This window comes from Rhodococcus sp. ACPA1 (assembly GCF_002300195.1).
GTDB classification, from domain to species: domain Bacteria; phylum Actinomycetota; class Actinomycetes; order Mycobacteriales; family Mycobacteriaceae; genus Rhodococcus_F; species Rhodococcus_F opacus.
The window spans coordinates 330,601-352,572 of sequence record NZ_NSDX01000006.1 but is presented as its reverse complement, the minus strand read 5'-3'; the positions used below and the strand labels follow the sequence as shown (position 1 = coordinate 352,572).

At 65.8% G+C, this 21,972-nt stretch carries 21 protein-coding genes and 2 pseudogenes; 15 read left to right on the top strand and 8 right to left on the bottom strand.

Going from position 1 to position 21,972, the window contains the following annotated elements; translation table 11 throughout:
- Positions 1 to 5 precede the first annotated feature (5 nt).
- The 6 genes and pseudogenes from CJ177_RS31095 (at position 6) to CJ177_RS31075 (ending at position 3,041) form a co-directional block, all read left to right on the top strand.
- Positions 6 to 233 carry a hypothetical protein gene (locus CJ177_RS31095; RefSeq protein ID WP_095869363.1) on the top strand — a complete coding sequence of 76 codons (228 nt, stop codon included), beginning with the start codon at positions 6 to 8 and terminating at the stop codon, positions 231 to 233.
- Positions 234 to 289: 56 nt separating this feature from the next.
- On the top strand, positions 290 to 808 hold the full coding sequence (locus CJ177_RS31090) for a nuclear transport factor 2 family protein (protein ID WP_063886911.1): 519 nt from the start codon (positions 290 to 292) through the stop codon (positions 806 to 808).
- 100 nt (positions 809 to 908) lie between these two features.
- Positions 909 to 1,040 (top strand): annotated as a pseudogene (locus tag CJ177_RS31085) (SDR family oxidoreductase); the annotation flags it as partial.
- 186 nt (positions 1,041 to 1,226) lie between these two features.
- Positions 1,227 to 1,562, top strand: coding sequence for a hypothetical protein (locus tag CJ177_RS31080; protein ID WP_061699901.1), 336 nt, complete (start codon positions 1,227 to 1,229; stop codon positions 1,560 to 1,562).
- A gap of 220 nt (positions 1,563 to 1,782) precedes the next feature.
- On the top strand, positions 1,783 to 1,908 hold the full coding sequence (locus CJ177_RS48520) for a hypothetical protein (RefSeq protein ID WP_257014751.1): 126 nt from the start codon (positions 1,783 to 1,785) through the stop codon (positions 1,906 to 1,908).
- Between the two features lie 290 nt (positions 1,909 to 2,198).
- The gene (locus tag CJ177_RS31075; protein ID WP_179443319.1) at positions 2,199 to 3,041 is read left to right on the top strand and encodes a bifunctional 2-polyprenyl-6-hydroxyphenol methylase/3-demethylubiquinol 3-O-methyltransferase UbiG; all 843 of its coding nucleotides are present in this window, start codon (positions 2,199 to 2,201) and stop codon (positions 3,039 to 3,041) included.
- Here CJ177_RS31075 and CJ177_RS31070 read toward each other — a convergent pair.
- Positions 3,038 to 3,947 (bottom strand): IS5 family transposase gene (locus tag CJ177_RS31070; RefSeq protein ID WP_255284983.1). Its coding sequence is split into 2 segments (ribosomal slippage): positions 3,038 to 3,595 and positions 3,597 to 3,947, totalling 909 coding nucleotides; the frame shifts between segments, so codons are not numbered across the junction. The two genes, CJ177_RS31075 and CJ177_RS31070, sit on opposite strands and share 4 nt — an antisense overlap.
- Before the next feature lie 219 nt (positions 3,948 to 4,166).
- On the opposite strand from CJ177_RS31070, the gene CJ177_RS31065 reads away from it, so the two are divergent.
- From CJ177_RS31065 to CJ177_RS47990, 3 genes are all read left to right on the top strand, one after another.
- Positions 4,167 to 4,592, top strand: a complete 426-nt coding sequence (locus tag CJ177_RS31065; protein ID WP_095869361.1) for a YciI family protein — start codon at positions 4,167 to 4,169, stop codon at positions 4,590 to 4,592.
- A gap of 442 nt (positions 4,593 to 5,034) precedes the next feature.
- Positions 5,035 to 5,652 carry a polysaccharide deacetylase family protein gene (locus CJ177_RS31060; protein ID WP_231914267.1) on the top strand — a complete coding sequence of 206 codons (618 nt, stop codon included), beginning with the start codon at positions 5,035 to 5,037 and terminating at the stop codon, positions 5,650 to 5,652.
- Between the two features lie 286 nt (positions 5,653 to 5,938).
- Positions 5,939 to 6,307: a hypothetical protein gene (locus CJ177_RS47990; RefSeq protein ID WP_095869360.1), complete on the top strand. Its 369-nt coding sequence runs from the start codon at positions 5,939 to 5,941 to the stop codon at positions 6,305 to 6,307.
- A 252-nt stretch (positions 6,308 to 6,559) separates the two neighbouring features.
- Here CJ177_RS47990 and CJ177_RS31050 read toward each other — a convergent pair whose 3' ends face one another.
- The 6 genes and pseudogenes from CJ177_RS31050 to CJ177_RS31010 all read right to left on the bottom strand — a co-directional run bounded on the left by CJ177_RS31050 (position 6,560) and on the right by CJ177_RS31010 (position 14,156).
- The gene (locus CJ177_RS31050) at positions 6,560 to 7,693 is read right to left on the bottom strand and encodes a histone-like nucleoid-structuring protein Lsr2 (RefSeq protein WP_095869359.1); all 1,134 of its coding nucleotides are present in this window, start codon (positions 7,691 to 7,693) and stop codon (positions 6,560 to 6,562) included.
- Between the two features lie 1,135 nt (positions 7,694 to 8,828).
- Positions 8,829 to 9,944: a nucleoid-structuring protein H-NS gene (locus CJ177_RS49470; protein ID WP_373560060.1), complete on the bottom strand. Its 1,116-nt coding sequence runs from the start codon at positions 9,942 to 9,944 to the stop codon at positions 8,829 to 8,831.
- Positions 9,945 to 10,938: 994 nt separating this feature from the next.
- A pseudogene (locus CJ177_RS31030) lies at positions 10,939 to 11,060 on the bottom strand (toxin-antitoxin system HicB family antitoxin); the annotation flags it as partial.
- A gap of 272 nt (positions 11,061 to 11,332) precedes the next feature.
- Entirely contained in the window at positions 11,333 to 12,262 is a 930-nt protein-coding gene (locus tag CJ177_RS31020) for an IS3 family transposase (protein ID WP_095869357.1), read from the bottom strand.
- Positions 12,259 to 12,567, bottom strand: coding sequence for a transposase (locus tag CJ177_RS31015; RefSeq protein WP_095869356.1), 309 nt, complete (start codon positions 12,565 to 12,567; stop codon positions 12,259 to 12,261). Before CJ177_RS31015 ends, CJ177_RS31020 begins: the two co-directional genes overlap by 4 nt.
- Positions 12,568 to 12,683: 116 nt before the next feature.
- On the bottom strand, positions 12,684 to 14,156 hold the full coding sequence (locus tag CJ177_RS31010; RefSeq protein ID WP_095869355.1) for a CHASE3 domain-containing protein: 1,473 nt from the start codon (positions 14,154 to 14,156) through the stop codon (positions 12,684 to 12,686).
- A gap of 736 nt (positions 14,157 to 14,892) precedes the next feature.
- On the opposite strand from CJ177_RS31010, the gene CJ177_RS31005 reads away from it, so the two are divergent.
- Both CJ177_RS31005 and CJ177_RS31000 read left to right on the top strand, forming a co-directional pair.
- Complete coding sequence (locus CJ177_RS31005) at positions 14,893 to 15,192, top strand: hypothetical protein (protein WP_095869354.1); 300 nt, start codon at positions 14,893 to 14,895, stop codon at positions 15,190 to 15,192.
- 290 nt (positions 15,193 to 15,482) lie between these two features.
- Positions 15,483 to 15,773, top strand: coding sequence for a DUF4193 domain-containing protein (locus CJ177_RS31000; protein ID WP_005242470.1), 291 nt, complete (start codon positions 15,483 to 15,485; stop codon positions 15,771 to 15,773).
- Between the two features lie 683 nt (positions 15,774 to 16,456).
- Here CJ177_RS31000 and CJ177_RS30990 read toward each other — a convergent pair.
- Positions 16,457 to 17,341 (bottom strand): LysR family transcriptional regulator, encoded by an 885-nt coding sequence (locus CJ177_RS30990; protein ID WP_025432737.1) that lies wholly within the window; start codon positions 17,339 to 17,341, stop codon positions 16,457 to 16,459.
- Between the two features lie 177 nt (positions 17,342 to 17,518).
- Between CJ177_RS30990 and CJ177_RS30985 the strand changes: the two genes are divergently transcribed.
- The 4 genes from CJ177_RS30985 to CJ177_RS30970 all read left to right on the top strand — a co-directional run bounded on the left by CJ177_RS30985 (position 17,519) and on the right by CJ177_RS30970 (position 21,966).
- Positions 17,519 to 18,793, top strand: coding sequence for an MFS transporter (locus CJ177_RS30985; RefSeq protein WP_095869526.1), 1,275 nt, complete (start codon positions 17,519 to 17,521; stop codon positions 18,791 to 18,793).
- 8 nt (positions 18,794 to 18,801) lie between these two features.
- The gene (locus tag CJ177_RS30980; protein ID WP_095869352.1) at positions 18,802 to 20,079 is read left to right on the top strand and encodes an FAD-dependent oxidoreductase; all 1,278 of its coding nucleotides are present in this window, start codon (positions 18,802 to 18,804) and stop codon (positions 20,077 to 20,079) included.
- Positions 20,080 to 20,133: 54 nt separating this feature from the next.
- Complete coding sequence (locus CJ177_RS30975; RefSeq protein ID WP_095869351.1) at positions 20,134 to 21,108, top strand: amidohydrolase family protein; 975 nt, start codon at positions 20,134 to 20,136, stop codon at positions 21,106 to 21,108.
- Positions 21,109 to 21,258: 150 nt separating this feature from the next.
- Positions 21,259 to 21,966 (top strand): nitroreductase, encoded by a 708-nt coding sequence (locus tag CJ177_RS30970; RefSeq protein ID WP_005242479.1) that lies wholly within the window; start codon positions 21,259 to 21,261, stop codon positions 21,964 to 21,966.
- Positions 21,967 to 21,972: the final 6 nt, after the last annotated feature.

The following is a 21,972-nucleotide window of genomic DNA, read 5'->3' as shown; positions in this document are numbered from 1 at the left end:
TCGTCATGCAACCGTTGGAATGCAGCACCTGCAGCACCCGGGTGATGGTGGAGAAGTTCAGCTGGCACCACACTTCCGTGCAGTGGCTGGCCGACTGTAAGACCTCCTGCGCACAGTTCCGCGTCGACGCCGTTCCGGGCCGCCAGGGGGTGCACCTCAGGACCTGCTCGGCGCTGCGCGAGACGATCCGGCAGGCCGTCCTCGATGGCACGATCCCGATCCCCCCGGACTGACCACATCCCTTTGCTCCCTCCGACGATGGCCCGTCGGCCATCCGGAAAGGAATCACATGAGCGACACGACCAGGCCCAAAGGTCCGAACATCGAATCCCGAATGCAGGCGTTGGAGAACCGAATCCAGCTGCTCGAGGACCACAACGAGATCATGCGGCTGATGCACTCCTACGGCCCGGCCGTCGACTGCGGACTTGCCGACCTCGTCGCCGGACTGTGGACCGACAACGGCGTCTATGACGTCGACACCGGCCGCATGGACGGACGCGGCCAGATCGAAGCGATGGTTCGAACAGACCCTCACCAGGGCTTCCTGCGTCAGGGCTGCGGACACGTCATGAGCCCTGCGCACATCACCGTGGACGGGGACGCCGCGGTAGCGCTCTGCCACACGCAAATGATCCTGCGCCGACCCGACGGCAACGGATATCAGGTCAGCAGAGTCACGGCGAACAGGTGGGAGCTCACCCGCACCCGCGACGGCTGGAGGGTCACAACGAGGACCAGCCGCATCCTCGACGGTCAAGACGAAGCACGAAGGATATTCGCAGGAATCGCCGGTACCCCAAGCTGATTGCGAACCCCCGATCACGCTCAGCGCTGAACGCCGAGGTGGGCTGTGGGCCGTGACATGGACGTGCCCACTGACACCTTCGCCTTCCGATGCGACAATGGCCATCCCCCGCTACGGCCAACCCGAGGAAGTCTCCAATCTCGTGCTCTTCCTCGCCAGCGACGAATCGAGCTACTGCACTGGAGGCGAGTACGTCATCGATGGAGGCATGACCCCCGGCGCAGGATTCTGACCCACCTTCTGTCCGGAGGGGCAGACCACAACCCCCAGGCGTGCGGGTAGCATCCACCCACGCTGCTGATCCGAACAGGGTCGGCCCGCTGGGGAAATACACCTCATCGAGTGGAGACTGCCTCGGCTATGCCTTCAGCCCCGGCTGTCGCCATGCACCGGCGCGACACCGACCGGAAGATCCACCATGCGGTTGTTCATCAATGCACACCATTCGGTCTCCGCTGCGTGGATCGCCTGGACCGGCGATCCCGCCGGTCTCGACGCCATCATCGATCGAGGGGCGAGTTGCCGAATTCGTCGTGTGGGACGGCTCTCGCCCTTGGCCCGGTGGCGACGTGGTGAACTGTGGGTTGACCTGCACCACCTCGAGGCAGAGCTATCCACGACGCCGGATGCTCCGGACGACTGGGAAGCGAACTTCGTTGCCCTGATCGAACAGGCGGAATCAGACGGGCACCTCGACATCGAAGAGATGCTCCTGCGTGTCCGGTACCGATTTCATGACGTTCCCGAAATATGATAAACGACAACACTGTTCGAAGTTCGCCAAACTCCGGTGGGTGCACGAACGCGGAAACTATCCACACACCAATGTGATACCGAAAGTCATTACATGCGAACATATTCAAATCGCGTTGCAACTCCGATACGTGAAGTATCGTTCTGACTCCAGTCGAGCCCGGGGTGAGCGTGGTGTGCACAAGCGGCTTCGAACCGACCCCGGGTGCTGGACACTCGACATGCGCGACTGGCCCTCGCCGCAGCGCTCCCTCGTATTCGTCGACGTACCCGTGATCGGACGGCCACCACTGCGCGTGTGGATGGCCATCCTCCTCGCTTGGACGAGGGCCACCTGGGGCAACTGATGGAACGCATCGTTACTCGTTGACACTGGGCCTTCTCAGGTGCGTGCGAACCGCCACTCTCGGTGGACTACGAGGAGCCCTGTGAGCCAACCGGTCGTCGCTCCAACGAGAGGTGGGCGATGACCAGATAGAGCCACGGGTAGACGACGGGGACAGGGTGCACGTCAGGATCGCATAAGAACGCATTCAGAACAGCAAACCTGCCCGCCGCGCTGCCCCGAGCAGCGGCATTCTTGCCAGTCCGGCAAGAACTCTCGCCGAAACCGTCGGTGGTATTGCACTGTGTGGGTATGGAAGAAGCGGGCGAGGTCACCGAAGTCAAGACGACATCATGCGAGGCAGGCGAATGGGATGCGCGCTACAGCGAGCGGGATCGCGTGTGGAGCGGAGAACCCAACGGCGCACTAGTTGACGAGATGACCGGCGCACGGCCGGGACGCGCCCTGGACGTCGGCTGCGGTGAAGGCGCCGACGGGCTCTGGCTCGCCCGCCAGGGATGGGCCGTGACCGCGCTGGACGTTTCTCGGGTCGCCCTCGACCGGGCGGCGGTCCACACCGCCGGGGAAGACGTGGACATCACCTGGGTGTTGAGCGGACTTCTCGATGCCGATTTGCCCACGGGTGGTTTCGACCTGGTCTCCGCTCAGTACCCCGCCTTGCGCAGTACCGCTGACCATGCCGCAGAACGCGCGTTGATCTCCGCCGTCGCACCGGGCGGCATCTTGCTGGTTGTACACCACGACATCCGCGACGCGAATGCGGCGCGCGAGCACGGCTTCGACCCCGATGACTGGGTCACACCCGATGATGTGGCGGCGCTCCTCGATGACAGCTGGCACATCGACGTCAACGAGGTGCGGGACCGTTCGATCAGTGGCGGCGCAGGTGCACACCACACCCACGACGTGGTTCTACGGGCGCACAGGCTGCCCCACCGTAGCCCTTCCATCGGGCACCGGACAGCCGGTGGTTCTCTCGACGCCAACGCAGGATCGCACAGGAAAACCGCGACGGGAACGGCTACGCCCGCTTCACCGCTCAACGGTCGCGCCCACCCCCACGATCGCACCCGCTACTGGGACCACCGAGAGGCGCGGTGGGTCAAGCATCACGCCAACCCGACCCGAGACTAGGGCATGTCTCCCAATAGTTTGAGCCATTCGACGATGCCGGCGAGGAGGAATCCAGCCCGGTAAGTCAGGGCAAGCTTGTCATACCGGGTTGCCACCGCTCGCCACTGTTTTGCCTTGTTGAAGGCCCTTTCCACCACGTTGCGGCCCTTGTACGACTCGGCATCGAAGTTCGGTGGCCGACCGCCCGCGCTGCCCTTGTTCTTGCGGTTGGCCACCTGATCGGACTTCTCGGGAATGACCGCCTTGATGCCCTTGCTGCGTAGCAGTTCTCGATTGGCCTTGGATGTGTACGCCTTGTCGGCACGGACCTCGTCCGGGCGCGTGCGGGGTGCGCCGCCACCGATGCGCGGCACGCAGATGCCCTCCAGGAGCGGGCCGAACATCGGGCTGTCGCCGGCCTGGCCAGGACCCACCAGCACCGACAAGGGACGTCCGTCGCCATCGCACGCCAGGTGGACTTTGCAGGTCAGCCCGCCGCGGGACCGGCCGATGCCGTGATCGACCGGTTCGTCAAGCAGATTCGTGTAATTCGGCAGATCCCCCTGTGTCACGCGCGGCGTTGGCGCCGTGCTGGTGCACCCGCACCACGGTGGAATCCACCGACACCGCCCAATCCAGGTCGCCACCGGCATCGGCCATCGCCGCCAGGGCTATGAGTACCCGATCCCACGTTCCATCCCCGGCGTAGCGTCGGTGCCGTTTCCACACCGTCTTCCAGGGGCCGAAATGCGCAGGTAGATCCCGCCACGGGAGCCCGGTACGCAGCCGGTAGAGCATCCCCTCCACCACGAGCCGGCTGTTCTGGAACTTCCGCCCCCGCAGCCCATCCGAACTGGGCAACAGCAGCGCAAGCAACTCCCACTGCTTGTCCGTCAACACCTCAAACCTATTAACAACGTCTGCCACAGCGAAGAGTCTGCAGCACAACACCCCAAATCATTGGGAGACACGCCCTAGAGGCCATCATCACCGGACTGGACGAGACGCCCACCCCTAGCAGGATTGTGGCCCCGACAGAGAAGATGGTCAGGAAATGTCGCCGTGGGATGTCGAGAACTCGCGCGCGGCTTCGTCCCCGGAGTGAATCGGCCACAATGGGCCGCACCGCACCAAAAGGAGAACATGATGGCCAAGTACCTGCTGCTCAAGCACTACCGCGGCGCGCCGGCATCGCTCAACGACGTGCCCATGGACCAGTGGACGCCGGAGGAGATCTCCGCTCACGTGCAGTACATGAACGACTTCGCCGCCCGGCTCGAGGGCACCGGCGAGTTCGTCGACAGTCAGGCACTTTCCGCGGAGGGCACGTTCGTCCGATACGACGGCGAGGGGCGGCCGCCGGTCACCGACGGCCCGTTCGCGGAGACCAAGGACCTGATCGCCGGCTGGATGGTGATCGACGTCGAGACCCACGAGCGGGCGCTCGAGCTGGCCGGCGAGCTGTCCGCGGCCCCGGGTGCGGGTGGCAAGCCGATCCACGAGTGGCTCGAGGTGCGCCCGTTCCTGGCCGCCCCTCCGACTACTACGGAGTGCGGTTTTCACCACGGGTGACGACCTGTCCCCCGTCCGTCTGATCGCAGTGCCGAGGGCCGCTCGAACAAGGGCAGCCTGTCTAGTTCGTGGGCAAGAATGGATGAGATTCGGCGACACTCGGATACACAGGATGAGCCGGAGGCGTCACCCCTTCTCGGGGTTGATGCCTCCGGTTTCTGTCTCGACAGCCGCTCGGCGGGCATTCGCTTCTTCAACTCCCAGTGGGCGCATTGCTTCGGGGTCTCCCCCTCGGCTTCACACATAGACTGCTCATCAGCGGGGCGGTAATGGGCTCCTTACGGCAGAACCGCGGGATCGGAGACCCGCTCCCGTCGGCCCTGCAGCTCTCCGCATCGTGGCGAAACGACAGGCGAATCCGGTTGTCTCACCCGACCACCGAGCAGCAGGGGCCTGTTACTGTGGCCGAGTCCCAGGCAGCGACGGATGAACAGGAGCGCTGGTGACCACTCGCCAGAAAACCCGTCGGAGGACTCGGGTCGACACGGACGAAAAGGTCGTCGCTCTCACCTTTGACGACGGGCCGACCAGCAGAACACCCGAGGTGCTGCGGCTACTGAACGAGGCCGGCATCCGAGCAACGTTCTACCTCAACGGCACCGACCTGCGCGCGAACCCGGAACACGGCCGGCGGATCGCTGATGCCGGACACGAACTGGGCAACCACACCGACACCCACCGTCGAATGGTCTTCGTCTCTGCCGACACCGTGCGGGATGAAATCGAACGGACGGACGAGGCGATCCGGGCCACCGGCTACACCGGTCCGATCACCGTCCGCCCGCCGTACGGTAAGAAACTCCTCGGGCTTCCCCACTATCTCGCCGAGCACGATCGGACCACCGTCATGTGGGACGTCGAACCGGACTCCGCGGCCACCGCCGACACCGCTGGAATCGTAGCCGCGACTCTGGCGCAGACCCGCCCCGGTTCAATCATCCTCATGCACGTCATGTTTCCCTCGCGTCAAGCGTCGCTCGACGCCGTCCCAGACGTCCTCGCCGGACTCACGGCGGAGGGATATCGGTTCGTCACCGTGTCCGAACTACTCGAGTCCTGATTTCCACCGCCCTGTTCAGGTGTCCGCTGAGCTCACTTGTCGTCGGAGGCGGGGTCCGCGGCCGGACGCCGCCTCCTCAATCGCATTCCGCAATAGTCGGTCGTGGCGTTGTGAACGCGGACACGGACGGTCAGGAAGGGGCGTTAGCTAGTGCGTCGTGGCTACAACTTGCAGGTCCATGACGACTCCGGCCTCCCGGACCCAGGGACCGTCCGGGCGGCGGAATCATCGGGCTGTGCCATCCCGGGGCGAGTTACCCTGCGCACCCGAGGATGTAGCCACGACCGTGCGCCGGGAACTAGCGGCGTGGCGCCTCGTCGTCGAAACTGAGACCGGGATCGTCCTGCAACAACGCTACGACGTAGTCGATGCCGTCGACGAATGGACCGAGTTCGCGGTCAACGAGCCGCTCGACACTGCCCTGCCCTTCTCGAGTGGACCGGCCCCTTCCTGTCCGCCGAGGCAGCTCAGCCCCGGCGGCTTGTGGGCGAGCCGTCGATTTCCCCTCAGAGTTCTCGCCGCTGGGTCCCGCCCCGGCCGGACCGGCAGGGGCGGGATCGACGGTCACCTCGTCGGTGTCCGCGAAGACTCGGCGTCCGTCAGCGTTCGCGATTGTCCCGATGCGCCGGCGCCCACTCGCCCCACCGCGGCATGAGAGTCTCCCGCCGCACCCGAAGCGCCACGCGCACCACGCTCAGGCTTGCCCTGAATTGGGGCTGCCTGCACCCAATCCACTCCTGAGTGGGAATCGCCAAGTCAGGTGCCCGGCGGGAGACCTCGCACCCGATAGCCGGCGCCGCTGGCGCCGGACAACCGCCCACCATATGGCGCCGAAGATCTCGATTCCCACAGGCCGATAGCCTTCATGACAGCATGGCCACGAGTTGCACCAGGGCAATCTTGCAACTCACGCCACCGGCATCTCAACCTGAGCGTCATGGAAGGCTCGCTCGAGCTCAGCCGGAATCCGGCCGCGGGATGACACTTCGTGGCCCACCCCGATCGCCCACTCACGAATCTCCTTCGGCGACTTCTTCGCCGGAGACTTTCTCACCGCTGCCCTCTTCACTGGCACCTTCGCTGTGCCCTTCTTTTTCACGGCCGTTTTCTCCGCAGCCACCTTCGTCGCGACCGTTTTCTTCCCGGCCGTTTTCGTCGCGGCCGTCTTCCTTACCGGCGCCGTCTTTGCCTGAATCTTCTTCGCCTGAGCGTCATGGAAGGCCTGCTCGATCTCGGCCGAAATCCGGCCGCGGGATGACACCTCGTGACCCACCCCGATCGCCCACTCACGAATCTCCCTGGACAACTTCTTCGCCGGGGCCCTACTCACCACTGCCCTCGCCACCGGCACCTTCGCCGCGACCGGCTTCTTCACGGCGTTCTTCTCCGCAGCCGCCTTCGTCGCGGCCGTCTTCCTTACCGGCGCCGTCTTTGCCTGAATCTTCTTCGCCTGAGCGTCATGGAAGGCCTGCTCGATCTCGGCCGAAATCCGGCCGCGGGATGACACCTCGTGGCCCACCCCGATCGCCCACTCACGAATCTCCCTGGACAACTTCTTCGCCGGAGCCCCACTCACCACTGCCCTCGCCACCGGCACCTTCGCTGCGACCGGCTTCTTCACGTCCGTTTTCTCCGCAGCCGCGTTTTTCGCGACTGTCTTCTTCGCAGCTGCCTTCGTCGCAGCTGCCTTCGTCGCAGCTGCCTTCGTCGCAGCTGTCTTCGTCGCGGCTGCCTTCGTCACCGGAGCCGTACTCGCCGCCGCCCTCGTCACCTGAGCCTTCTTCGCGACTAATTTCTTTCCGGCCGTCGTTGTCGCGGCCGTCTTCTTTACCGGCACCGTCTTTGCCTGAACCTTCTTCGCCTGAGCGACATGGAAGGCCTGCTCGATCTCGGCCGAAATCCGGCCGCGGGATGACACTTCGCGGCCCTCCCCGATCGCCCACTCACGAATCTCCTTGGTTGTCTTCTTCGCCGAACCTTCAGAACCCCTCGGTGATACCGCCATGTGTCTCCTTCTTCGCCGGGCAACCGTCGAATGCACACAGTAACGGCACGCGGCTCCTCCCGGTAATCAGGAAGCTCACCCGAACTGACATTTCACCGTCCCCAGACCATCGCCGATCTGAGCATATCAACACGATCCCCCTGGGGTCCCCACTCACGACAAACCCGAGCTTCAGGCAGAAAGAACGCGACTTACTTTGTGTAACAACATTGGTAGGCCTCAGCGACGACAGCCAGTAGAATTACCTTTCAGGTCCGGCGGTATACATCAGGCCGCGTCGCTCCAATCCGGATCAGCCATATCGAGCCGTAGCTATCAGGAAGGAACGCGTATCTGCGCGTTACGAGGCCTGAACCAGACAGCCATCCAATTGCGAGCCAAAAAAATTCGGTTCTTCGTTTCAGCCGTTCGGGAAATCGGCCAAGTCCCGATATTTCTCAAAAGGCCGCTTCCTGGTAGCCGCTGGTGAATATGATCTGCGCCATCTGCTCGAAGCGCACACCCGCCCGATCAACGGCATGAAATCCTCCTCGCCGAGCACCATGGCATTCCCCACGCCACGGACACCAACGAAGACTTCCCAGAGTTGCTCTTTCGGGCTGTTGCAGTGGGCTTGGAGGGTCTTGGCGGGAGCGGACTGCCTTCTCCGATGCGAGTGCGGGATCGAAAATCTGCCACCGCCCGAGCTCACCGAGAACGGGTGCGATCACGTGGTCGAGTGCGGACGCTTAGACCGCGGCCTCGCCATGCGCGGCTAGCTGTTGAATCCGAATTCCAGGACGTCGGACGCGGCGCTCTCCGAGACAGACCCGATGTGGTGGCTGCTACTCGCCGGGGCAGAGTTCGGGATTGTCACGGGTTTGGTCCTCACCGACACGATTCAGACTCAGGCAGCCTGAGTCAATAACCATCCACCTCGCCGGAGCCCTTTCGCGCAGACCGGTACCGCCCGGGGCACGGGTGGAAGAACCTCTCAAGGCTCAGTTCACCCGATCCAGATGACGACCCGATGGATGGTAGATCACGGAATCCTGGTCGACCTCAGACGATTCTGTCAACCGCTTTCCCGGATTTCCAGCATCGAGTTCACCTGGATTCGATTGGGACGGAACATTTCCCGAACAATGGACCGAGATGCCTGGACCGGAAGGCCTCGTTGGATCGATGGTCACTATTCGGGGGGAACCCCAGCTGCCTCGCCGCCTCTCTTGGCGGGCGTCCCGGACCGGGCCGGTTTGGCGGCCGAAGCCTTCTTCGCCGGCGCCCTAGCAGCAGCCTTCTTCGCCGGCGCCTTGGTACCAGCTTTCTTCGCCGGCGCCTTGGCACCAGCTTTCTTCGCGGGCGGCACCTCGGACGGCGCCCGTTTGGCGGCAGCAGCCTTCTTCACGGGTGCATTGGCGGCCGCAACCTCATTCACGGGCAACGTCTCGGACGGCGCCCGTTTGGCGATTGCCTTGGTGCCTCGCTTGGCGGGCGTCGTCCCGGACCGGGCGGGTTTGGCGGCCGCAGCCTTTTTCGCAGGTGCCTTAGCAGCAGCTTTCTTCGCCGGCGCCTTGGCACCAGCCTTCTTCGCGGGCGGCACCTCGGACGGCGCCCGTTTGACGGCAGCAGCCTTCTTCACGGGTGCCTTAGCAGCAGCCTTCTTCACGGGTGCATTGGCGGCCGCAACCTCATTCACGGGCAACGTCTCGGACGGCGCCCGTTTGGCGATTGCCTCGGTGCCTCGCTTGGCGGGCGTCGTCCCGGACCGGGCGGGTTTGGCGGCCGCAGCCTTTTTCGCAGGTGCCTTAGCAGCAGCTTTCTTCGCCGGCGCCTTGGCACCAGCCTTCTTCGCGGGCGACACCTCGGACGGCGCCCGTTTGACGGCAGCAGCCTTCTTCACGGGTGCCTTAGCAGCAGCTTTCTTCGCCGGCACCTTGGCGGCCGCAGCCTCCTTCACGGGCGCCTTAGCAGCAGCCTTCTTCGCGGGCGGCACCTCGGACGGCGCCGGTTTGGCGATTGCCTTGGCGGGCGGCGTCTCGGACCGGGCCGGTTTGGCGGCCGCAGCCTTCTTCGCAGGTGCCTTGGCAGCAGACTTCTTCGCGGGCGGTACCTCCGACGGGGTCGGCGCCGACTCGGGTTCGGTGGCGATCTGGGGTTCCACCTCGAGTCCGGCTTTGGCTTCCTCCGAAGTTTGCGTCCGTTGCCGCAGCTTGCCGCTCGTAAAGGACCAGGCGCCCTCTCCCGCGTCCCGAAGAACCCCGACTGCATTTCTGGCGGCGCGCGCGGCACCGCTGATAATGTTCATGGCCAACTCCGCTAGCCTTCCGCAGTCACGGCCGCCGACGCACGGGCGGCCTTCTCCGACGTATCCATCACCGGACACACTAATCGTGAATGTGAGTCAACGAGCAATCGGCGGATTGTGCGAGGCATATCGGCAAGTAATGCGGCTGACACACAGACTGCCGTCTTCACCCAAGTCACATGCCCCCGTAGATGATTCGTTCTCACCCACCCTCTCCCCTTCGTACCTGTCGCTTACCCGATCCCGGATCGGCTGAATGTCTGCCAGAACGGTGTCAGGATGTTGTTGTGCAACAAGGTTCCCCGCACCATCTCCCGCCAGCCGTCGTGGACCGATTCCCGCAACGCGTACCGAAGTGCGGGCGACCGCTTCCGAAGCTCGCACGCAGATCGGGTGGTCACACACCTCACGCAACGCCACCTCCTCCGACTCGAGTGGACGACCCAGTTCGATCGCCAACGCGAACCGGCGCCGGCGCACAACCTTCTGTCTGCCGTTGCGCAAGACCCAGAAAAGCTGGCAAAGGCACGCAGGCCGGCCCTGCCCGAGAGGGCCGGCGCCGGCCGCCCTCCCGGGCTCAGGACGCGGGCATCAGCGGCGCCTCCCCCCAAACGCCAAGTCTGGCTTCCACTGCCGCTGAGCGGCAAACTCGACGAACTCTCGCAGCGCCAGCACCGTAAGGCCAGCGAACTCATGCGCGGCCGTCGAGGAATACACTCAGAAGCACTCCGCCTGGCACAAGTTCAGGTCGCAACCAGCAGGCCAGCACCGACCACTGCGGGCGGTGACACGACCACCGCGAGACCGCGCGCCCGTCCCGTTGCGTGGCGTTCGGTCTCCCACGAGATCCGATGCCCCCACCCCCCCCTGGGTCACCGTCAGATTCCGGGTCACCACCTGAGTCGGACGCAACCTCAACCGCACCAACTGGGCAGGATCGTCCAGGTCGAGCACCCGCAGATCATCGGGCAATTCGAACACCCCGAGCGCGCGCCGAGACGCCCTGCTCCTCGGCCTCGACGCCAGGCGATGCACCCTGGGCGAGGTGCGAACCGTGAAGGTGCCGCTGTAGGAGCGGTCCGCGATCGGCACGGGCGGCCGTTCGCCCCGGGCAGCAGCGGGAACTCGAACAGCGGAGCCGGGTTCTACAGCTGCAACACATCGAGCGACGCGCCCCATCGAGGTACGCGTTCGCGCTCTCGAGCCAGATGCGGCGGCCGCATCTCCCCACAGCAGACGGGCACGCGCGAGGACATGCTCGAGATCGATCAACAGCGGTGCCGCGACCGGGCCCGGCCGCTCTTGCCCCTTGATCCACCGCGAGGGCTGCGACCGGCCCATCCCACCGTCACCCCGCCTGAGATTCCCCCGGTTCTCCGGAGACCCTTCTATCTGGCTCCGACGAGCTCGGGTTCGATGATATCTGCCTCCTGTCCGTCTGGTCGGTCGTAGTAGGCGCGTTCGTATTCGTCGGGTGACAGTCCGCGCAGGCCGGCCTGAATCCTGCGCGGGTTGTACCAACCATCGATGTAGCGGAACAACGCCGTCTCCGCCTCGGCTCTGGTGGCGAATGTTCTTGCGGGCCAGTAGATAAGCTCGATCTTGAGTGTCGACCACAGGTTTTCGGCGAGCGCATTGTCGAAGCTGTCCCCGACACTTCCGGTGGACGGGGCGATGCCCGCGTCGACGAGCCGCTGGGTGAACCGAACCGCCGTAAATTGACAGCCCTTGTCGCTGTGGAAAATCAACCCCCCGCCCCGGACATCGCGGGAGAACAGGGCATAGTCGAGCGCCGAGAGCACCAGGTCGGTGTCCGCCCGCGGGCCGGATCGCCAGCCGACCACCTTGTTCGAGAACGCGTCGCGCACACTCGCCAACCACAACACCCCCTCACCGGTGAGGATCCGCGTCAGGTCGGCCACCCACTTGGTGTTGGGCGCGGTCGCGGTGAAGTCCCGGTCGAGCAGGTCCGGGGCGGCGGTGTGCCGCGGATTCTGCTTGGTCGAGCCACCCTTCCAGCCTTTGCGCAGGTAGGCGCCTCGGCGTCCGTTCTCGCGCATGATCCGCTCGACGCGTTTGCGGCCGACCCGCACCCCGCGGCGGCGCAGCTCCAGCCACACCCGCGGGGACCCGTAGGTGCCGGCGAACTCGTGTGAGGCGCGGATCTCGTCGATCAACACCAGCAGCTCGGCGTCCTCCCGCCGCCGCCGAGCGGGCAGGGTTGCTCGTGCCCGCCAGTCGTAGTAGGTCGACGAGGCGATATCCAGGACCCGCAATACGAGACCGACCGAGAAGTCATGCGCATCAATGAAACTCATGACCTTCTCCGGGTCGGGTCGATCTCGGACGCGAAATACGCGCTCGCCGCCCGCAGCACCTCGTTCACCCGCCGCAGCTCCGCGACCTCCCGGGCCAGGCGCCGGTTCTCCTCGATCATCGCCGTCGACGGCCGGTCGTCGCGCTCCCCGTGATCGGCCTCGGCCTGGCGGATCCAGTTCCGCAGCGCCTCCGGGTGCACGTTCAACTGCTCGGCCAGCCGGCGGAGCACCGGCTTCGGATCCGACTCCCGATACAACCGCACCGCACGCTCCCGCAGCTCCGGCGGATACTTCCTCGTTCCCATGACGCCCTTCCTCGGTCTCCAAGATCTAACCTGGTTCGGAAGTCTCCGGGAAAGCGGGGGAAGCTCAGCCTTCGTCTCGGCTCTGATGTGACCAGCGGCAGGAGCGGTCGCAGTGGCTAAGTCGGCGGTCGATCAGTGATGTGTGGAGACGCCTTCGGTGCGGGTATCGCCCACTCGACCTCCGTCCCCGGCTCCAGGTCGCGAACGACCGCGTGACCGCCGAGTCGCTCGACACGGTCCCGGATGTTCGTCAGTCCGTATCCTTGCGCAACTCCCGCAACGATTCCGGTGCCGTTGTCGCTGACCTTCAAGACGAGGCCGTCCTCGTCCGCGGTGACCCGGACCGTGCATGCGCTCGCCTGTGCGTGGCGGGCGACGTTGCTCAGGGCCTCGCGCAGGGCGGCCTGCAGTTCCGCCCCGGCTTCGCGGTCGGAATACCGGTCGATCGGCCCCTCGACACAGACGTCGGGGGTGAAACCGAGGGCTGAGGCACTGATTTCGACGATCTCACTCACCGAGGCACTCAGGCTGCCCACATCCCCGGACCGCCCGGCCGCCGCGGACTGGGTGAGATCGAATATGACGGCACGTAATCCACGCACGATGCTGTCGGTCTCGTCGATCAGCGGGTCCAGTTCGGCCGACAAACGTGGATGCCGGAATCCTAGGGAGGTCAGCGTCAGGCCCAGACCGAACACACGTTGGAGGGTCACATCGTGCAGATCTGCCGCCATCCGGCTCTGTTCGTCATCACGTGCGCTGGCCCGCTCCGCTGCCATGAGTTGTTCGTTCTGCGCCAAAAGGCTGATCCGCATCGTGTCGACGGCGCCCGCGATGATCGCCACCTCCCGAGGCCCGTCGGTGTCGATTTCCCGCCCGTAGTCGCCGCCGGCCACCGCGCTGATATCGGCGAGAAGATGATCGATCGGCCGTGTCAGCAGCCGCCGCGTCAGATACACCGCGGTCACGACCATGACCACGGCGAGAACACACCCGACAAGGGTCGCGATGTTCGCCAGCGCCTGCGCCGAATGGACTCGTTCGACCTGCTCGGCGACCAGGACGTCGGTGCGGGCACTCAACGCCGCGAGCCGTGCGCGCAGGCCGTCGAACAACTCCTTGCCCGCCGCGGTCTCCGACAGGATCCGATCCGGTTCACTCGCGTTGTCGCGGCGTGCGGAGATCTCCCGCTCCGCTGCCCGCGCCCGCCACGCCTCGGCCGCCTCGACGGTCGTCTGCAGCGCGGCCCGCGCGGGCGCATCCTCGGCGAGCAGCGTGTCCAGTCGGGTATGCAGTGCGGCAGCGTCACGCCGGCCCTCGTCATAGGGTTCGAGGAATTGCGGATCACCGGTCAGGGCGTACCCGCGTTGTCCCGTTTCCTGGTTCACATACGACGTGGTCAGCTCGGCCACCGCCCGCTGCGCGGGCAGCAGCTGCTCGGACAAGTCGTCGACGGATGCCCGCACCGCCAATCGCCCGTACACCGAGAAGACCGCAGACACCGCGAACAACGTCACCAGGATGCCGATAGCCAGCCACAGCAGCACCCGCAACGAAACCCGCGCGGTATCCGCGCTCGAATCCGTCATCGCGTGCCTCTCGCGCAAAACCAACCGAGCGGCGCCGGTACGCGCCGACGCGCATCGATTCCACCCCCGAATTCACCCTGAGCCCACACCCCGTCGGCAGGGCGGGAACCGGCGCCCGGTCCCGCAGCGCTCCCTCGAGTCGATCCGCGCCCGGTCACAGCATCCCGGCATTCGCTGTCCGGGGAACCGGCCGAGTGCTCTCGATCAACGGCATCAAGAAACGCCCCCCTGCGGTTTCGGCCGGGGCGGCCCGGAGCCGGTGACCGGCCGCCCGTCGACGAGCCGCCATTCGCCCGCCGGCCGAGCGGTGCTGCATGACGACGTCGGGCAACAGCCGTCACATCCACAAGCCACCCGCGACGCGACCATCGACAACCCCGACCCCTACAGGTCTGCGACGGTGCGAGAGGACCCGAGCAGGCACCTACCGAGCCGGCCACCCATACCGACCGACCTGCGCGCGGGCACCTAAACAGGCACCCCACCCCGCCGGATGGCCGGTCCGGATCCGTCCGTGAACACCAACTATGGAAGTGCCCGATCAGTTCTTCACCCGCTAGAGGAATCCATGCTCGAAAGACCCGCCCCACCGCCGAGGACATCACCGGCAACGCTTAACCCATCCGCTGCAGACACCAGCGCCCCCTGTCGGGCTCACCCCGAGCGCAGCCGAATCGGCAACCGCCCGGCCCGGAGACGACGCGCCGCCCGCACTGGTGTTCCCACCGGCTCACCCGTGCTCGACTGGCTACGACAATCCCTGCGTGCCTGCGATCTCCTCACCAGCGTGCACTCCATCAGCCCCACGGACCGGGCGCTCGTTGCCTTCGCCATCGAATGGGCGCCCTATGGCGGCGCCGACGCCGAGGACCTGTTCATCAAATTCGGCGTACAACGGAACAGGTTCCTCCATCTACTCCAGGCCGCGATGACCCCGCGAACATCAGACCTGGGGCACCTCTGCAACCTCAAGACCACCCTCTGCAACGACGTCCTCCGCGCATGGAACGACACTTCCACACAGTTTCGGGACTAGTGCCGCAGGTTGTCAGCACAGAGGTACCCGAGGGCAGCATCGAACCGTGGGCGAACGCGAACTGAGGCGGCGGCCCTCCGGGGGGCTGATGCGGTAGCCGGACCAATTTCCCTGGGCGTTGGATGTGAACTTTCCTGTCGACGCTGAGCCGAATGACCGCTCGTGCCGATCGCCTTGTCGCACCGGTGACGGCGAGCGGCCATGGCACCCCATAACCCCGGGTGTGTGTCGCGGCGCCGGACCCTCTAATCTGGCGGGTCCGAACACCCAGAGCATGAGGTACAACAACCATGGCCACCGACTACGACGCGCCGAGAGTCACCGAATCCGACGAGACGGACACCTCCCTCGAACAACTGACCGCCAGCCGGAAAGACACCCAGTCCCCCGTCGTCGACGTCGAGGACACCGACACCGCAGAGTCGTTCGAGCTGCCCGGCGCCGACCTGTCCGGTGAAGAATTCACCGTCCGCGTCATCCCGAAACAGTCGGACGAATTCACCTGCACCAGTTGCTTCCTGGTCCATCACCGCAGCCGCCTCGCCGACAGTACGCAACTGATCTGCCGGGACTGCGCCTGAGGAAGCCCGACGCATCCGAGGGACGGCGCCTGAGCACGCTCTTCAACGGGCCATAGACGGCCCACACCACCGGTCAAGACCTTCCAGCTCCACCTCAGCTGGATCCCAGGCCGGCACAACACCCGGCGTGCTCCTCGGTGGTCGCGGCGGTACTGCTCGGCGATCTCGTCAGCTTCCCGTGCCAGCCGGGTCAGCTCCCCCATCTCCTCATCCCAACCGACAGCAGATCCGCCCATCGGCAGTGCGGCCCGCGGACACACACCAACGCCGACCCCGACCACACGCTGCCGCACCAGCCGCTGACAAACGACCGTGTCGGTGGGCTGATCGCGGGCGCCTGGTCGCAGACCTGGCCCGCGCCCGAAATCCGCTGCGCTCCAACCCCACCGTGCACGATTCGCCGCCGAGCCGTCCAGCACCGCGAGCAGAGAACGCGGCAACGACTCAGCGGGCACGAGCCGCGACAGTTTGCAGTGGAATGGGAAGCGGCCCGGCGCCGCCTCGTCGACGGACTCGATCAGCGCGTCCTCACCCTCGACGCTCACAATGACGAACACCCCGATGAACCCGTGCGGATTCGGTGCGCAAGCCACCAAATACTGCGGGTTCGCCTCAGCTGAGTCGATAGCGACGATCTCAGAAGCCGTCCGCGGGTGGGTGGCGGCCACCGTATGAGGAACAGGTCAGGACGCATCCACCGCACTAATGATCGCGGCGGCGACCGCTGCGACCACGGTGCGCACGACGGGTTGACGGACGATCCAGGTTTGCATCGTCAGCGGTGGATCGACCAGGCGTCGCCACGTCCAGTCCGGGAGCAGTCGCGCAGCGCTGGTGCCGACCAGGATCGCCGCGGTCGATCCGGTCGCCCTCAGGCACGCGTGGGCATTCTCGGTGTAGTTCGCAAAATGCCACCGCGGGGTCGCGCCAGCGTGATGGGCGGCCGCGACGAGTTGATCGTGCCCGATGGGGACCTGTTCGCGGGAATGAACCAAGACGTCGAGTCCGTCCAGCGCCGCGAGCGGCCAGGTGTCGTCAAGGTCGCCGGGGACGTCGATGCTCGGGTCGATCGCCACCCCGAACGATTCCTCGAGGACCCGGTGATGGAACAGATCCGCCGGGGGCGGCTCATGCAGGAATGCGATATCCAGGCGTCCTTCGCGCAGACGCTGCAGATGGGTGTTACTGCTCCCGTCGGACAGCGACAGGTAGGCCTGGGGCAGCGTGTCCCGGACGGCGTCGATCCACCGGTCCAACCAGGGTGAGGGCAATCCGGGGACGAGTCCGACCTCCACGGTCTCGCGGACCGGGCCGGCGTCCCGCGCGGCATCGCGGGCGGTGTCCGCGTACCGGAGCATCGTCACTACGTGCTGGTAAAGGGCTTTTCCTGAGGCGGTGGGGAGAACTCCTGAGGGTACGCGATCGAACAGCGGAACCCCGCACTCGCGTTCGAGGAGCTGGATCTGACGCGTCAGCGCGGGCTGGGACACCAGCAACGACTTCGCGGCCGCGGACAGCGAACCGCGGTCGCACGCCTCGACGAAGTAGCGCAGTTGCCGTAGCTCCACCCGGTTCTCCCCGACTCGGACGACACCGAGCAGGTGCCATAACTTTTGATCATACCGGGACCAGAGAAACGGCATTGGATCGCGGCGACCGAGTGGGCTTTCATTGTGGTGGGCACCACAACCGCCGACGAGCGTGATGTGGGTTTTCCGTCACGCTTCGCTCGAAAGGACATCTTCATGGCCGCGATATCCACCGCCGCGTCCGGCACCAGGTACCGCTGGGTTGTACTCGTGCTCTGTTGGGCCGCCTTCACCATGACTTCGGTCGATCGCGCGACCTGGGGTCCGGCCGCGGGGTCGGTCGGCGACGATCTCGGCGTCGCGATCGCCGGTCTCGGGCTCTTCGCCACGACGTATTACATCGGGTACGTCCTCTCCAACGTCGTCGGCGGCTTCGTCGCGGACTGGGTCGGTAGCCGGGTGACGGTGGGGTTGAGCATTCTGCTGTCCGGCGGGTTCATGCTCGCGTTCGGGGAGGCCGAGACCCGCACCATGGGGTTGCTGTTCCAGGCCTGCATCGGACTCTGTGCAGGCGCCGAGCTCGGCGCCGGGGTCAAGTTGATCACCAGCTGGTTCGTTCCCGAGCGCCGCGGCTTCGCGATGGGTGTGTTCATGACCGCGACCTCGCTGGGTCTCGTGGTTGCCAATGCCGTGGTTCCCACGCTGATCGCCTCGCACAGCTGGCGCACCTCATATCACCTGTTCGGCGTCATCTCCATGGTTCTCGGGGTGGTGTGCCTGATCCTGCTGCGACCGGGCCCGCTGGTTGTTCGGGAGAAGGGGTCGGGCCGCCCGGACCTGCGGCCGCTGCTGCACAACCGCAGCCTGCTCCTGCTGGGCCTGGCGGGTTTCTGCGCCCTGTGGGGCACCTACGGTTTCGTGACCTGGTCGAACCTGCTGATGGTCAAGGGCGTCGGGATCGACCCCGTCGAAGCCGGCACCGTCGTGGTCATCTTCGGCGCCGTCGCCGTGGCGTCCAAACCGGTCATCGGCTTCATCGGCGATGCACTCGGATTGAGCCGCAAGAACCTGACCATCGCCATCCTGGCCACCTTCGCCGTCTGCCTGATCGCCTTCAGCTTCGCGACCACGGTGACCCAATTCCTCTGGATCGCACCCGTGCTCGGTATCGCCGCCTACGTCTACAGCCCGGTGATGCTCGCGATGATCCCCACACTGTCCGGCGGGCAGCTGGCCGGCTCCGCCGCCGGGGGTGTCAACGCGTTCTGGCAACTCGGCAGCACCCTCGTGCCCACCGTGGTCGGCCTGGTGTACGGCGCGACCGGCTCTTTCCAGGTCGTGTTCCTGGTCCTGGCCGCCGGCCCACTGCTGGGCATCGTCCCCATGCTCGGGCTGCGCACAGCCGACATCCACGAGCACCTTCCGCCCACGGCCGCGACCAACTCAGAGCCCACCGGTCAGCCCCTGCTGGCCACCAATGGAAAGGACTGACCTACCCCATGACCTCGACCACTGAACCGGCGAACAACCACTACGACGTGATCGTCGCCGGAGGCGGATCCGGAGGCGTAGCCGCCGCCGTCGCGGCCGCCCGGGCCGGTGCGCGCACCCTCCTGATCGAGCGTGGGCCCTGCCTCGGCGGTGCCGCCACGTTGCGTAACGTCGTCACCTACTGCGGCCTCTACACCCGCGACGACCTCGAGCAGGTCGTCTTCGGTATCGCCGACGAGGTCGTTTCCGAACTGCAGGTCCGCGGCGCCGTCAGCGAGCCACGCAAATACAACGCCGTCACCGTCGTCTTCGACCCGGAGAACGCCAAGGTCGTCCTCGACCAGCTCTGCCACGACGCCGGTGTCCAGGTCCGACTGCACAGCCTCCTGATCGGGGCGCACACCGCCGGTGATCGGATCACCTCCGTCGAGGTCGCCGACCACGAAGGCGTCCGCCGGTTCACCGCAGACGCCTTCGTCGACGCCACCGGCGACGCAGACCTCGCCCACCACGCCACCGCAGACGTCCGATACGGCACCGACGGGTGGGTCCAGAACGGCAGTCTCGGTGTCCGCTTCGGCGGCATCGAACCCGGGTCCGAGGTCACCGTCGCCACCCTCGGCGCTGCGGTCCGAGCGGCGAAGGCCGCCGGCGCCGAAAATCTGCTCGCCGAATCCGGTCTGGTTGCGCAGATGCCGATCTCCGGTGACGTCATCGCCTACATGATCGACGAAGGGTACGACGCCCGCTCGGCCGCCGACACCAGCCGCGCCGAACGCCACGCCCGCCTGCAAGCACACGCCTACCTCGACGCCGTCCGCACCATTCCGGGCGCCGAACACGCCTACATCGTCGCCACCGGGCCGGAACTCGGCACCCGCGAGTCGCGTCACATCATCGCCCGGCACCGACTGCGCGAGGACGACATCCTGCACCCGGCCACCCCCGAGGACGCGGTCGCCATCGGCGCCTGGCCCATGGAATACCACCCCGGCGCAGGAATCCCGTCGACCTGGAAGTTCATCGGAGATCCTGGCTACTACCCCATCCCCTTGGGCTGCCTGCAGAGCGTCAACCGGTCCAACCTCTACGCCGCCGGCCGCACCCTCGACGGCGACCGGCAAGCCGGAGCCTCCCTGCGCGTGATGGGCACAGCCTTCGCCACCGGACAGGCCTCCGGAATCGCCGCCGCCCAGCAAGCCCTGACCGGCGAAGTCACCACCACCACGGTCCGCCAGGAACTGCAGCGCCAAGGCGCGCGGCTGCCCGAACCCGTCCACGCCTGAACACGAGATCGCGCAATTCTCGGTCGCCCTACCCACGCATCACCAGGAGTTCACATGGTCCACAAGATCGCCCTCGAAGAACACTTCGGGGCCACCGACCCCAACATCGTCGAGCAGTCCGCCACGCACTTCACCTCAGACGCCTGGCCCGCACACCGGGACATGCTGCTGGATATCCACGACTCCCGCCTGCAGCTGATGGACGAGTGTGGCATCGACAAGGCCGTTCTCTCCCTCCTCTCGCCGGGAATCCAGTCCCTGCACGATTCCGCCCAGGCCGTCGACTGGGCTCAGCGACTCAACGACTACGCCGCCAAACAGGTGGCCCACCGCCCGGACCGGTTCGCCTCGTTCGCCGCACTACCCATGCAGGACCCCGCCGCGGCCACCGCCGAAATACGCCGCGCCGTCACCGAACTCGGGCTCGTCGGCGCCCTCGTCAACGGATTCTCCCAGGTCGGTGACGAGAACACCGTCGTCTACCTCGACGACCCCCGATACACCGAATTCTGGTCCACTGTCGAGGAACTCGATGTTCCCGTCTATCTGCACCCGCGTGACCCGCTCGAGTCCACCACGCCGCAGTACCACGGCCACCCCTGGCTCTACGGGTCCGCGTGGGCGTTCTCCGTCGAAACCGGAACCCACGCCCTCGGCCTGATGGGCAGCGGCTTGTTCGACCGGCACCCCAACCTGAACATCATCCTCGGCCACCTCGGCGAACTGCTGCCCTTCAACGTCTGGCGCACCGACCACCGCGTTGCGGTCGCACCGCGGGGCATCGACATCCAGCACTCGTTCGGCCACTACCTCCGCAACAACTTCTACCTCACCACCAGCGGAAACTTCCGCACCCCGGCCCTTCTGAACACCATCCAGGAAGTCGGCGCCGACCGGCTCCTGTTCTCCGCCGACTACCCGTTCGAGGACATGCGCGAAGCCGCCGACTGGTTCGACCGACTCGAAATCAACGACAACGACCACATCAAGATCGCCCGCACCAACGCCCAAGCATTACTGAAGATGTGAGACGCACCAGGAACGGAGCGTGCACCAGATCCGACATCCCACCGACCCATGTGAACGGTGTTCCCCGTCCCCCTCATCGATGACCAAAAGCAGATTCCGACCCGTCTCACAGTCGACATCTTTTATATATTATGTGCTATGGTGTCGAGCATGACCGCGCCAGCCGATGTCACCACCCCCCAAACGGACGAGGCCGCTGTCCTGGAGCACCTTCTGGCCACCCGATGGAGTTGCCGCGCCTACCAGGACCGTCCGGTTCCCGAAGCAACGATCGATCGACTACTCACCGTCGCGCAACGATCGGCCTCGTGGTGCAATACACAGCCGTGGCAGGTCATCGTGACCAGCGGGGAGGGCACGGAACGCTTCCGCGAGGCAATGACGAACGGGGCGCGACACAACCCGCCCAGGTTCGATTTCGATGCCCCAGCCGAGTACCGCGGCGTCTACCGTGACCGGCGCCGCGCCAGCGGATGGCAGCTGTACCAAGCCGTCGGCGTGGAGCGCGGCGACCGTGAAGCGTCGTCCCGCCAGGCGTTCGAAAACTTTCGCTTCTTCGGCGCGCCGCATGTCGCGATCATCACCACCGACGCGGTGCACGGGGTGTACGGAGCCGTCGACACCGGCCTGTACGTGGGCACGTTCCTACTCGCGGCCCGGAGCCTCGGGCTCGGAGCTATCCCGCAGGCCGCGCTCGCCAGCCATTCCCCCCTCATCCGCGAGCACTTCGACATCCCCGCGGACCGGAAGATCCTGGTCGGCATCTCGTTCGGCTTCGCCGACACCGACCACCCGGCCAACAACTACCGCACTGCGCGGGCACCGCTGAACGAAGTCGTGACGCGGGTCCGCGAATAGGCATCG